Here is a 12,715-nt window from a genome sequence, read left to right on the forward strand (position 1 = left end):
CTGGTGTTTGTGCGCGCGCAGCGATTGCTTGTGGTATTGGCGCGCCGGTTTTGAGTATGATGGTGAGCCAGTGATAACAATAAATTCCAGCCAAGGATGATACATCGCTATGCAGGCTCAGCAACCCCTGCCAACACCTTATGAGAAGCCAAACTATCGCTTGTATGTGTTGGCGTTGCTCACCCTTGCCTACGTATTTAATTTTGTAGACAGGCAAATAATTTCAATACTGCAAGAGCCCATCAAGCTGGAATTCGGCCTTACCGATACCCAGTTGGGTGTGTTGAACGGCTTTGTGTTTGCGATTTTCTATGTGGGCTTTGGCATTCCCATTGCGCGCTGGGCTGATCGTGGCAAGCGCAAGAATATTATCGCCATTGCCATTAGCCTGTGGAGTGTCATGACAGCCCTGTGTGGCATGGCCCAATCTTACGTGCAATTATTGGCAGCGCGCATTGGGGTAGGCATTGGCGAGGCCGGCTGCAGCCCGCCGGCGCACTCGATGATTTCCGATATATTCCCGAAAAAATTCCGCGCCACCGCCATGGCAACCTATTCGCTGGGCATTAACATTGGCATATTGGTGGGGCTGTTATTGGGTGGCTGGTTAAACGAGCTTTACGGTTGGCGGGTTGCGCTGTGGGCAGTGGCGGTACCCGGCATCATTATTGGTTTGTTAATTAAATTTACCGTGGCCGAACCGCCGCGCGCTACCACACTTTCTGGCGAACAAACCTTGCTTTTTATGCAAGTGGTGGCGCATTTTTGGGCGCAGCGCACCTTGCGTTGGATGGCCATAGGCGCGGGCTTGAGCAGTTTTGTAGGCTATGGCCTTGCCAATTGGATGCCCTCATTTTTGGCCCGCAGTCACGCAATGGGCACTGGCGAAATCGGCAGCTGGCTTGCGCTTATTGCAGGAGTTGGTGGAGCCATTGGCACTTTTGCCGGTGGCTACTTTGCAGATAAATTAAGCCATCGCGATGTGCGCTGGGCCCTCTGGGTGCCCATGGCTATCTTGCTTATTTGTGTGCCTATGTTGTCGCTCACATTACTCATAGATACCAAGCTCAGCGCCATGATTGTGTACATTATTCCCGGCAGCATTATGACAGGCTACATGGGCCCGGCCATTGCCGTAACTCACAACCTCAGCGACAGCCGCATGCGCGCCATGGGCTCTGCCTTGTTATTTTTGGTGATTAACATTGTGGGGCTGGGTTTTGGCCCGCTGTTTGTGGGCGTTGTGAGTGATTGGTTAGGCGCCAGCATGGGCAGTGAAGGCCTGCGCTACGCGATTTTAAGTGCGGTTGTGTTGGGTGGCGTACTGGCTGCCGGGTGTTTTTACCGCGCCAGCGGCTTTTACACCCAAGAGTTAAAGGCACTGAATGTTGAATTGAAGTAGCCCGGCTTGGCCAAGCGGCCTGGGCAGAACCGGGCGGTGTTGCACAGATTGCATTTGGTTGCTTGTGAAATGCATAGAGATTTATTCATGGGTACCGTAAGCGCCATGGCCAATAGCCCCCGATTTTTGCCGATTTAGATGGCCGCTCCGCAAGGGGCCCAAAGGGGGCGGCTTCGTGGTTTGTGTTGTTAGGGGGCTGCCTGATTCTGTTCGCTAATTCACTCCGGCCCCTTTATCCTATTTCTTGATCGAAGATGTTAGCTTCCACAATCGGCTAGTGCATGTGATTGATATTGGATTTGACGAGCTAATGAATCAATTGATGTGAAGTAATCTGATTCAACTTTGGGGCTATTAGTTTTTAATGAATTTAGTATTTCTAGAGCGCGACAACTATCTCCTTGTTCATGATATGACCAAGCAAGAATTTTCTGTTCTTCTAAAGCCATTGGTGAGATGGAGTTGTCTCGTTGATTTAATGCCAAAATGACCTCTTCATATTGATATTTCGTGAAATATACGTTAGCTATTGTATCTAGGGCCATATTTCTAAGGCTTGGAGGTATATCTTTTAGCTGGGAAATCTTTTCGTAAGACTCTACGGATTTATCTATATCTCCAAGGGAGCTATTTGCGGAGGCTTGCAAGAGATATATCTGTGATAGTTGGTATTGGCTTAGCGTGCCTGCATGATCTTTCAATATCTTATCTAGCTTCGAAATTGATAAGTTGTATTGAGCGTTGTCGTGAGCGGTCTTTGCTTCCAGAATTTCTTGGTGAGCTGTTTCGCTTACAAAATCGTTTGAATATTTCTTGTCGCTTATTGGTGCGCAGCCGAAGGAAAGGAGTAATAGGGTCAATATAAGAGGGTGCTTATAATTCATGATTGGTGTTCTTGATTTTTTAATGTGGTTATTGAGTTAAGATTGTAGCTCAGAGTGTGGAAATGTTGAAGCTCGCCTGGTTGTGCATCAGCGCTGCTTTTCAGTCTTATCTCTTGGTTTCCTGATGGTTATAAATTAACGCTAATTCACTCGGGCCCTTTATCTTGGTGGCTTGGGTTTTTTAATTCGCTTGTTCATTTTCTTTTTATACGAAAAGAAAACGAACCAAAAGAAACGTACCCCGGCTGCGCTTTACCCATTTAAAGCAGTGAAATTCGGGGTCGCGCCAACAGGCGTCCTGCCTGACGGCGCTGATGCACAGGGATGTGCGAATGCTGCAATGGCAGGAGCCAATGAGCAGCCAATTGGCCTTCCATGGCCAATTGAGCCCAAATTTCATACTTTAAATGGCCGCTCCGCAAGGGGCCCCAAGGGCGCGGCTTCGTAGTTGGAGTTGTTAGGGGGCTGCCAACTTGATTCTGGTCGGTAATTCACTCCGGCCCCTTTATCCATAACAAGACTTAGGGTGCAGCTAAAAAATTGCGTACAGCCTGATTGATTTCATCGCCTGCACAGGCCGAGCTAATATGCCCGCAATAGGTATTTAGCTCTAAGGTTTTCGCGCCCAAAAGCTCGCTAAAACGTATTGCAGGCCTTGGGGTTACCATGTGGTCTTGCAGATCAACAATGCTCAAAACCTGAGCCATTACCGCGGCTGCCGCCTTGGCCATGGAGCCGTCAAAGTTTCGGCTTATGTCGTGGCTGAGCATGGCTTCTAATTGCGCAGCTTTATCGCGTAGATCGCGCTTATCGCTGGTTTGGGTGGTGTGAATAAACGCCTGTGCCTGGCTTACGGGTGTACGCCTTGCGTGGTACTCCGGTGTGAAAAGTGCCAGTGCATCAATCATGGCTACCACTTTATTAGCGGCTTGAATGTCGCCTGCTTTTTCCGCCAGTGCAATGGCTTCCAGCTGGGTTTGCCAGAGCAGACGATCATAGGTGTCTAGCCTGGGTGAACCCACAAGGCTGATGGCTTTGCGCATAAAGGTGGGGTGGCGCGTAATCCACTCAAAAGCTTGCATGCCGCCCATAGAGGTGCCCACCACGGCATAAAGTTGCGTGATACCGAGAGTCTTGGTGAGTAGTTGGTGCTGGGCTTGTACCATGTCGCCAATGGTAATAGCCGGGAAGTTTTTGTGATTGGAGGGCGATGCAGACACGCCGTTGCCAAAGGCATCTACCACAATCACAAAATATTTTGAGGTGTCTATCGGGTCTATGGCGCCATAGTTAAACATGTCTTTAGAGCTGCCGCCAAACCAGGTGGGGTACAAAATGGCGTTGTCGCCGGCGGCGTTTAACTTGCCCGCCGTGCGGTAGCCTAGTTTCGCCTGCTTTAGCACCCCACCGCTTTCGAGTGTTAGATTTTTGAGTGCCGCCATCTGCAGGGGAGGGGCCTCCAGTGCTTGAGTGGTGATGCTGGTAAGTATTAAAAGGGTGAAGAGTATAAGCTGGCGCATGGTGATCCCTATTTTGGTTATGTGTAGTGCATGTTTCGCAGCTGTTGTTTGAAATCTGTGGTTGCGGGTGGTTTTGATCCTTGAATTCGCTTGTTCATTTTTTTTGTTTGGCCAAAGAGCCGAAGTGTAGCGGAGGCATGAGCGCTAGCGAAAGCGACTGTGTCGCGTTCAAACGAACCAGCCGGAGCGCAGCGGAGACCACGCGTATTTTGCGTCAAAGAAACGTACCCCGGCTGCGCTTTAAATGGCCGCTCCGCATGGGGCCCCAAAGGCGCGGCTTTGTAGTTGATTTTTATCCGTTTGTGTGGGCCTAGCACCGGTGTCATTGGTGTGTTGTGGAATATTTTCATAACCCCATTGAGCTGGCTTTCTTTTAGTGAGATTTAGGTGTCAGAACTGTCTGCTGTCCTCAAATTTTCTACCCATCTATAGTTTAGTTTTCCTGGTTTTTGGCTAACTATCAGCTTATCCCCGACCTCGGCTAAGTCATAATACTGTTTTGAAACCTTGAAAGATCTAGAGGTGTCGATATTATTCCAGTCTTCAACCTGAATCATATGATAAAACCGTTTTACATTATCTGATGCGGTTTTAAAAAAAAATCCTCCTCTACTTCTTATTCTTTTGTGCTCCTGTAGATACCTTCCGACTATTTTTACTTCATAAAGGTCGGGCCTGGCCTTATCGAACTCGATATTAATGTCTCGCAATTCGGCATAGGATGTGGCTATGGCGCCCAGAGAGCCTATAATTAGCACCTCAAACATCACAATATGGGCCCTGGCACTTCGGCCTAGTAAAACCAATGCAGAGGCGAGTATTACAATTGTGATGCCTGATCCTACATATATGGCATCTTGAAGTAATTTATCTGCATCAATTATGACCGGGTAATCGGTGATTTTTAGTCGAACGAACTGAACTAAACCATTAATGGCAAGCCCTGTACTAATGGCCAGGATAATCATAGCGCGAATATTGAAAGGGTCCTTCCACCTTTCCTTGGCGGGCAAGGGGGTTTTTCCATGCTCGCTAGAAATGGTGTTGAGCAAGGTGGCAATTTCATAGCTCAGTTTCCTGAACTGATCATCCTCAAATTTTATTTTTGGCCTCAGGTCTACCCAAAGTCTGCCTGATTGGTGCCGGATTCTTTTTACCTTAAAGCTATTCATAAGGGCTGCGTCGAATATCCTAATGACCGAGTCAGCAATTGTATTGTTTGAAGATAGCTGCTTTAGGACTTTTTTATTGTCTGAGACAATGTAAATTCTGTCATCAAACTCTTTGTTGCCGGTTTGATGTTCAACAGATAAGCCAATAATTTTAAAAAATCGATCAATTAAGGTTTCATTTTTCAGTATGTAGTCGTAGCCCGATTGACCTTCAACGAAAACGCATAGTTTTACAGCGTGCCCATACTTGTTTTTTACAATATTGTTGCCATAGGGAATGCCAGAAGTTCTATACAACTTACCTTTAGGTGCGCCATTTAATCGCTTGAACAGTGAGTAAATGGTAAATCCAGCAAGGGATATAAATCCAAATGCGAACCACATTGCTTAGAATCCTGAATAGTAGTAAGGGTAGGTATGAAGGTTGATTGAGGTCTGATTTTTGTGCGCCATTGTTGGTTTATCGATGTGCTTTCCATCCGATTTTAGTAGCTGTTAAATGTCACACCCATGGAGTGTTGTTCGGGTGCTTTTGACCATGTTTCTACTGGTTAAGTGTCATTTTTTGTAAGTCCTCTCGAATGCTTTCAACTCTCTAATTAGACTTTTTTCAGTTTTCAGCATTTCCTGCATAAGTTTGCTGAACTCCAAGTCGACTTCATCGGGTTCGGTGGTCATGCGTTTCCGGGCTTGTATCATCGATTCTTCTGTTTCTTTCACATGATTTTCGAGGTCTTCTACAATCTTTTGCCGTTCCTTGGCGGCTATTTGTTCTCTAATAGATCTAAGTTTTTTTTCGTGGGCATTCCTGCCAAATCTTGCACTTTCCTTTATGAATACTACAAAAAGTATTATTAGCAAGATCATCAAATTTTCAAAAAATCCCGTAGTCCCTGACATGTTGTATTCCTGAATCTCCTTTTGTAGTCAAAAATTGAACTGTTTGGGTTGGTTTAAGGCCGCAGATAGCGCGTATTATGACATTTTTGCATAACAATATTAAATTGGTTTGGTTTAACTTTCGGTGTTGAAATTTGCTAGGTTAAAGTGGGGCTAAAGTGGGGCTGGTTCACAGCTTTTGTTTAGATTGTTCACTTTATTTGATTTGCCGAAGGGTCGGAGCGTTGCGGGGCCAGGGGCGCGGCTTTGTAGTATGTGTTGTTAGGGGGGCTGCCAACCTGATTCTGTTCGGTAATTCACTCCGGCCACTTTATTCAAATTCCTTCCTGCCACGTTATTCGATGCGTGTGGTTGCTGGTGGTTTTGATCCTTGAATTTGCTTGTTCATTTTCTTTTTATACGAAAAGAAAACGAACCAAAAGAAACGTACCCCGGCTGCGCTTTACCCATTTAAAGCAGCGAAATTCGGGGTCGCGCCAACAGGCGTCCTGCCTGACGGCGCTCAATTGGGCGTCCTGCCCAATTGTCCCCGAATTTCACTGCTTTAAATGGCCGCTCCGCAAGGGGCCCCGAGAGCGCGGCTTCGTAGTTGGGTTTTTTTGGGGGCTGCCGGCCTGATTCTGGTCGGTAATTCACTCCGGCCCCTTTATTCCCACTCCGGCCCCTTTATTCCACTTGTACGGCTGATTTCGGCGCAACCCCAACTCTCTCGCTATCTCGGCAGTAGGCCGATCAGATGCTTCCATCCGGCGAGCTGCCTCAAGTTTGAACTCTTTAGAATAGGTCTTATAGGGTCTACGTTTTGCTGTCATATTGAACACTCCTGAGGGCTCCATTGTCCCTGATTAAAAGTGTCCGTTAAACTGTAACAGGTTCAATCTGACTCCAATTGTTCTGACCGCAGTTGTTCCTAAAATGGAACGTCATTATCAAAGTTTTGGGTAACCTGATTGATCTTAGGGTGAAGTAAGTCTTCGTTTTGCAATAAAACATCTAAACCCATTTCTGTAATTGAATAGGCGTAATAATCGTTGTCATATTGATGGTCAGTTTCCACAGTCTTGCTTATATAGCCCATTCGCTCTAATTTTATTAGGGATATTTGTAATGCTACCTCTTCTGTACCTCTAAAGTTGTTAGAAATTCTGTTGAATGGAAGTCCAGTAGGGTTGGCAGTATGGCTCTCTAAACATGCAGCTAAAAATCTATAGTCATGCTCTTTTAGTTCATAGTTAGTTGGGTTGGCGATAATCCTTTTTGATTCTGATAGACTTGCGTGGTTTATAAGACCTAATGTTTCGATCTGAGCTTTAATTAAGGAACAAGCTCGATTCGTTGCTGAAACTAAATCACCATCCGATCGGCTTGCATCATAATCAGCAGGAGTTACGCCTAGCAAATCAGTTGGTAGATGCATTTCTGTATTGCGAGGTTTTAATATGAATGATCTTGATTTGCCGATTGCCCCAACAAACAGACCCATTTCAAAGAGAACGTTGTCTCTAACTACATGCTCACTTCTGCTTCTAATTGTTGCAATATCATCGGGAGCAAATATAAACAAAGCGAAGTCTACAACTGACGATTTCTCTACAAGATCATCAATAGCAGTTGATGAAAGCTTGAACGTCCCATTTTTCCACAATGTTACTTCAAGTTCATGATCTAGATTTACGTTCACAGCTTCAGCAACAGGCAAGCTCTCAATAGATGAAGCAATGAATAGTCTTGGTTTTCTCAACTTATTTTCTCCATACTATATTGAACGTAACTTCCGGAAGCATAGCGAGGCGGCTGCTTGTGATTGTTATGCATTTAGTTTGTTTCCCATTGCGAGCACGGCCTTGCCTAGATCGACAGCGAGGTTAAGTATCTCGTGCCTTATTGGAGCTGCATTGTTCGTCTCGTACCAGTATCGTATTTTTACGAAAGCATCATCGAATTTTTTAAACTCAGAATCCCAATTAATCTCATTGGAAATATTTTCTAGCTCTTCAAAAAGCATTGTTTTGTGATGATTTTCTATTCTATTTATCAGGCTGCTAAATTGATGGCCAGGTTCAGCTTTAAATTCTTTAACGACACCGCTTGGATTTAATATATTCAATGAAAGAAGAGATTTTAAATATAGTTCAATCGCCAGTGCAGCATTAACAGCCATCGGCTGTATCAGATTGTTTTTGGAGCAAAGAATGGCTGCTTCTTTGAAGGACTCTGCGTGCCTCCATATCCGAGCATTAGGTCTTATTCCTTGAGCTTTCATAAGTTTCTACTTTACATAACAGCCTTAATCAATGCCTCGAAGGCGTAATATGTTGCGCCCTCGAGGTATATATCAGCACAGACCTTTTAGTTTATTTTTAAGTCTGCTTTCCACCAATCGCTCAGTCATGGCACCCAACCCCCTTGCGCAGCACCCAGCCAAAGCCCGAAATTTCAGGGGCAATTGGGCAGGAGCCCAATTGAGCGACGATCAGGCATGGATGCCTGTTTTCGCGACCCTGAAATTTCGGGCTTTGGCTGGATCAGTGCGTAGCCGGGGTGGCCTTTCTTTTGGTTCGTTTTCTTTGGCCAAACAAAGAAAATGAACACCCCGTTCAGGGTAAAAAAACCAAAACCACTCCAATGTCGATTTAAACGACAAACCCTTCGCCCACAAAAAAGCCGCACCTAAGCGCGGCTTTTTGTATCAAACAAAGCTTACTGACAAGCCTCACAATCCGGGTCATCCAACGAACACGCCTTCGGCACTTCCGCAGGCCCTGCCGGAGCTGCTTGCACCGGCGCAGGGGCGGCGCCGGAGGATACTTTGTTCAGGGTGCCTTGCGACACGGTGGATTTCTCCGTGGTGGTGGCGGCCAGTGCGCGCAGGTAGTAGGTGGTTTTCAGGCCACGGAACCACGCCATGCGGTAGGTGAGATCCAGTTTCTTACCCGAGGCGCCGGCGATGTAGAGGTTCAGGCTTTGGGCCTGGTCGATCCACTTCTGGCGGCGGCTGGCGGCGTCTACAATCCAGCGCGGTTCCACTTCAAAGGCGTTGGCGTAAAGCAGTTTCAGATCATCGGGAATGCGATCGATCTGCAGTACGGAACCTTCGTAGTATTTGAGGTCGTTTACCATCACGCTGTCCCACAGGCCGCGATCTTTCAGATCGTGTACCAGGTAGGGGTTAACCACTGTGAATTCGCCAGACAGGTTCGATTTCACGTACAGGTTTTGGTAGGTGGGCTCGATGGATTGCGACACACCAGTAATGTTGGCGATGGTGGCGGTGGGTGCAATGGCCATCACGTTGGAGTTGCGCATGCCGTTTGATTGCACTTTGGCGCGTAGGCTGTCCCAATCCAGGCGTTGGGTGCGGTCTACTTCAATGAATTGGTCGCCACGGTTTTTGGCCAGCAGTTCAATGGAGTCGATGGGCAGAATGCCTTGGTCCCACAGTGAGCCTTTAAAGCTTGAGTAGGCACCGCGCTCGGTTGCCAGTTCGCTTGAGGCTTCAATGGCGTAGTAGCTGATGGCCTCCATGGAGGTGTCGGCAAATTCCACGGCGGCGTCTGAGCCGTAGGGAATGCGCTGCTCGTAGAGGGCATCCTGGAAGCCCATGAGGCCCAGGCCCACAGGGCGGTGACGGGCGTTAGACTGCTTGGCGGTATCTACGCTGTAGTAGTTGATGTCGATGACGTTATCGAGCATACGTACGGCGGTGCGCACGGTGGCGCGCAGTTTCGCCTGATCCAGCTTGCCATCCACAATGTGTTGCTTGAGGTTCACTGAACCCAGGTTACATACGGCAATTTCTTCATCGGCTTTGGTGTTCAGGGTGATTTCTGTACACAGGTTCGATGAGTGCACCACACCGGCGTGCTGCTGCGGGCTGCGCAGGTTGCAGGCATCTTTAAAGGTGATCCAGGGGTGGCCGGTTTCAAACAGCATGCCCAGCATTTTGCGCCACAGGTCTGCCGCTTTTACGGTTTTATACAGGCGCATCTTGCCTTCGGCGGCCAGTTGCTCGTAGTGCTCGTAGCGATCCTGGAAGGCCTGGCCGAACAGGTCGTGCAGGTCGGGTACGTCGTTGGGTGAGAAGAGCGTCCAGTGTTTGTCTTCAAACACGCGCTTCATGAACAAGTCGGGCACCCAGTTGGCGGTGTTCATGTCGTGGGTGCGGCGGCGGTCGTCGCCGGTGTTTTTGCGCAGCTCCAGAAACTCTTCAATATCCAGGTGCCAGGTTTCGAGGTAGGCACACACCGCGCCCTTGCGCTTGCCACCCTGGTTTACGGCTACGGCTGTGTCGTTGGCCACTTTCAAAAAGGGCACAACACCTTGTGATTTGCCGTTGGTGCCTTTGATGTAGGCGCCCAGTGAGCGTACGGGTGTCCAATCGTTACCCAGACCGCCGGCAAATTTAGAGAGCATGGCGTTGTCTTGAATGGCGCCGTAGATGCCGTGCAGGTCGTCGGGGATGGTGGTGAGGTAGCAAGACGACAGCTGTGGGCGCAGGGTGCCTGCGTTAAACAGCGTGGGCGTTGAGCTCATGTAATCGAACGAAGACAACAGGCGGTAGAACTCGATGGCGCGCTCGTTTTTGTTTTCTTCTTCAACGGCCAGGCCCATGGCAACGCGCATGAAGAACAGCTGTGGCAGTTCAAAGCGGGTGCCGTTGGAGTGAATGAAGTAGCGGTCGTACAGGGTTTGCAGGCCGAGGTAGGTGAACTTCAGGTCGTTTTCGGCAATCAGTGCGCGGCCCAATGCGTCCAGATCAAAGCTTGCCAGCACCGGGTCTATCAGCTCAAGCTCAATACCTTTCTGGATGTACACAGGTAGGGCAGCCGCGTACAGGTGCTCCATGTCGTGCTGGGTGGCAGCGGTGGCCACGCCTAAGAAAGTGAGCGCCTCGGCGCGCAACTTGTCGCACAGCAGGCGGGCGGTGGCGTAGGTGTAGTTGGGCTCTTTTTCTACCAGGGTGCGGGCGGTAATTACCAGTGAGGTGTTCACGTCTTCCAGGGTAACGCCGTCATAGAGGTTGCGCATGGCTTCGGCCAGAATGGCTTCGTCGCTCACGTCTTTCAAGCCGGCACAGGCTTCCGAAACCACGGTGCGAATGCGGTTTACATCCAGCGGGGCAATGCTGCCGTCTGGCTGGGTAACGTTGAGGCTTGGCAGCAGCGGATCTGCCGGTGCGGTATCTGCAGGCTTTTTCGCGGCCCGTGCGCGGGCGTGCTCTTCACGGTAGAGCACGTAATCGCGGGCCACTTTATGGTCGCCAGAGCGCATCAGTGCAAGTTCTACCTGATCTTGAATTTCTTCAATGTGAATGGTGCCGCCTGATGGCATGCGGCGGGTAAATACCGCGGCCACCATCTGGGTGAGGCTTTTTACGGTTTCGCGAATGCGCGAAGAGGCCGCTGCGGTGCCGCCTTCAACGGCCAAAAAGGCCTTGGTGACCGCCACTTCGATTTTGGATGCATCAAAGGGTACCACTGTGCCATTGCGCTTGATGACGCGAATCTTGCCGGGCGCGGTAGCGCTGACAGTGGACTGGCTGGTGGTGGAGGGGGCAGCAGCGGGTTGGCTGGTGCTGTTTTCGGTCTCGGTTTGCATGAACGTCTCCGCGTTTCTGATGAGTGGATAATCCCGCGTGCGGAATTAACTACAGTGTCGTCAATTTAAATGGTGTGTTTTCTAGCGTTGTCTATCTAAATTCTTGGTTTCGCAGGCGCTGAACTCTGCAACTGCGGCGCGCAGGGCGCCGCTTTTTAGCGTCTAGCCGGGCCTTTTTCAGGCATCACAATGCCGCCGCCCACAATAGCCCGAGGGCCTGTGTGCCAGGGTGGCGCCAGGATGTTTAACAAAGGTTTGATCCGCTACTGCCATGCGCGTGCGATGTCCTTGTTGTTGTGTGCGTGTCCTTCTGCGCGGCAAAGATTATTCGTACTCAGTTTGCTCACAGAGGCCACCGGGCCGGGCCGCGGTGTAACGCTTGAACAGCTGGTTGGCGGCCCCCAACGGCCAGGCACTCTGTGCGAGAAGGGCTTGACGAATGCGGCCCGTCTATGACAGGGCGCAGGCGCTTCTGGCCCTATATATTGGGGTTTGCCTGAATTGCGATACAAGATAATGCGGTTTGGGGTGTAATGCAAGCTAACTGTGCTGGGGGTAGCTTGTGGATAAAATGTGGGTAATTGGCGAGGTCAGTAACCACTAATCGCCCAATATAGATGGCTGAGGCATTCGCGTTTTGGCGGCGGTAGCGCGGTGGCTTCGTGTATAGTTATACCGTTTTGTTCTATAGGATTTTTGCGATTGTGGCCGCCCAAAGTGGCGAGGGCAAAAGGCTGCACACCAACGGAGGCCGGTGATGGCAAACCATATGAAAGGCGCCCAGCAAGGCTTGGGCAGGGTAGTTAAAGCCACCCGATATTCCTGGCAGGGGTTGCGTGCCAGTTGGCAAACAGAGGCGGCGTTTCGTGAAGAGGCGATGCTTGCCATGGTGATGGTGCCTTTGGCCTTGTGGCTAGATTTGCCCGCAGTGGAAACAGCGCTGTTAATTGTTACCGTGATGTTGGTGCTGGTGGTTGAGCTGATCAACTCGGCGCTGGAGGCGGTGGTAGACAGGGTAGGGCTTGAGCACCATGTGCTCTCGGGCAAGGCGAAAGACGTGGGCTCGGCGGCGGTATTTACCATGTTGCTCACCACGGCCCTGACCTGGGGCCTGATATTGGTGGAGCATTATGGTTAGTTGCTAATCGTTAATTCCTAATCGCTAGAGACTAGAGACTAGAGACTAGTGACTAGAGACTAGAGACTAGAGACTAGAGACTAGAGACTAGAGACTAGAGA

10 protein-coding genes are annotated in these 12,715 nt (G+C 49.3%); 2 read left to right on the forward strand and 8 right to left on the reverse strand.

Features of this window, described 5'->3' with window-relative positions; translation table 11 throughout:
• The first annotated feature begins 109 nt into the window (after positions 1 to 109).
• Entirely contained in the window at positions 110 to 1,402 is a 1,293-nt protein-coding gene (locus tag L1F30_RS06105) for an MFS transporter (RefSeq protein ID WP_253360698.1), read from the forward strand.
• A 257-nt stretch (positions 1,403 to 1,659) separates the two neighbouring features.
• On the opposite strand, the gene L1F30_RS06110 is transcribed toward L1F30_RS06105, so the two are convergent.
• The 8 genes from L1F30_RS06110 to L1F30_RS06140 form a co-directional block, all read right to left on the reverse strand.
• Complete coding sequence (locus L1F30_RS06110; protein WP_253360700.1) at positions 1,660 to 2,286, reverse strand: hypothetical protein; 627 nt, start codon at positions 2,284 to 2,286, stop codon at positions 1,660 to 1,662.
• Between the two features lie 521 nt (positions 2,287 to 2,807).
• Entirely contained in the window at positions 2,808 to 3,806 is a 999-nt protein-coding gene (locus L1F30_RS06115) for an alpha/beta hydrolase (protein WP_253360702.1), read from the reverse strand.
• Between the two features lie 383 nt (positions 3,807 to 4,189).
• Positions 4,190 to 5,362: a hypothetical protein gene (locus tag L1F30_RS06120; RefSeq protein ID WP_253360704.1), complete on the reverse strand. Its 1,173-nt coding sequence runs from the start codon at positions 5,360 to 5,362 to the stop codon at positions 4,190 to 4,192.
• A 174-nt stretch (positions 5,363 to 5,536) separates the two neighbouring features.
• On the reverse strand, positions 5,537 to 5,878 hold the full coding sequence (locus L1F30_RS06125) for a hypothetical protein (RefSeq protein WP_253360706.1): 342 nt from the start codon (positions 5,876 to 5,878) through the stop codon (positions 5,537 to 5,539).
• 632 nt (positions 5,879 to 6,510) lie between these two features.
• Positions 6,511 to 6,714: a transposase gene (locus L1F30_RS17590; protein WP_371922651.1), complete on the reverse strand. Its 204-nt coding sequence runs from the start codon at positions 6,712 to 6,714 to the stop codon at positions 6,511 to 6,513.
• A gap of 74 nt (positions 6,715 to 6,788) precedes the next feature.
• Positions 6,789 to 7,619, reverse strand: a complete 831-nt coding sequence (locus L1F30_RS06130) for a TIR domain-containing protein (protein ID WP_253360708.1) — start codon at positions 7,617 to 7,619, stop codon at positions 6,789 to 6,791.
• A 66-nt stretch (positions 7,620 to 7,685) separates the two neighbouring features.
• Positions 7,686 to 8,141 carry a hypothetical protein gene (locus tag L1F30_RS06135; protein ID WP_253360710.1) on the reverse strand — a complete coding sequence of 152 codons (456 nt, stop codon included), beginning with the start codon at positions 8,139 to 8,141 and terminating at the stop codon, positions 7,686 to 7,688.
• A 437-nt stretch (positions 8,142 to 8,578) separates the two neighbouring features.
• Entirely contained in the window at positions 8,579 to 11,476 is a 2,898-nt protein-coding gene (locus L1F30_RS06140; RefSeq protein WP_253360712.1) for a ribonucleoside-diphosphate reductase subunit alpha, read from the reverse strand.
• Positions 11,477 to 12,233: 757 nt separating this feature from the next.
• Between L1F30_RS06140 and L1F30_RS06145 the strand changes: the two genes are divergently transcribed.
• Positions 12,234 to 12,614 carry a diacylglycerol kinase gene (locus L1F30_RS06145; RefSeq protein ID WP_305879922.1) on the forward strand — a complete coding sequence of 127 codons (381 nt, stop codon included), beginning with the start codon at positions 12,234 to 12,236 and terminating at the stop codon, positions 12,612 to 12,614.
• The last annotated feature ends 101 nt before the right edge of the window (positions 12,615 to 12,715 follow it).

Origin of the sequence: Simiduia sp. 21SJ11W-1 (assembly GCF_024138675.1) — a bacterium.
Taxonomy (GTDB): domain Bacteria; phylum Pseudomonadota; class Gammaproteobacteria; order Pseudomonadales; family Cellvibrionaceae; genus Simiduia.

Coding starts and splice junctions, on each gene's coding strand:
- L1F30_RS06105 (WP_253360698.1), top strand. CDS start 110: ATGCAGGCTCAGCAACCCCTGCCAACACCTTATGAGAAGCCAAACTAT.
- L1F30_RS06110 (WP_253360700.1), bottom strand. CDS start 2,286: ATGAATTATAAGCACCCTCTTATATTGACCCTATTACTCCTTTCCTTC.
- L1F30_RS06115 (WP_253360702.1), bottom strand. CDS start 3,806: ATGCGCCAGCTTATACTCTTCACCCTTTTAATACTTACCAGCATCACC.
- L1F30_RS06120 (WP_253360704.1), bottom strand. CDS start 5,362: ATGTGGTTCGCATTTGGATTTATATCCCTTGCTGGATTTACCATTTAC.
- L1F30_RS06125 (WP_253360706.1), bottom strand. CDS start 5,878: ATGTCAGGGACTACGGGATTTTTTGAAAATTTGATGATCTTGCTAATA.
- L1F30_RS17590 (WP_371922651.1), bottom strand. CDS start 6,714: ATGGAGCCCTCAGGAGTGTTCAATATGACAGCAAAACGTAGACCCTAT.
- L1F30_RS06135 (WP_253360710.1), bottom strand. CDS start 8,141: ATGAAAGCTCAAGGAATAAGACCTAATGCTCGGATATGGAGGCACGCA.
- L1F30_RS06140 (WP_253360712.1), bottom strand. CDS start 11,476: ATGCAAACCGAGACCGAAAACAGCACCAGCCAACCCGCTGCTGCCCCC.
- L1F30_RS06145 (WP_305879922.1), top strand. CDS start 12,234: ATGGCAAACCATATGAAAGGCGCCCAGCAAGGCTTGGGCAGGGTAGTT.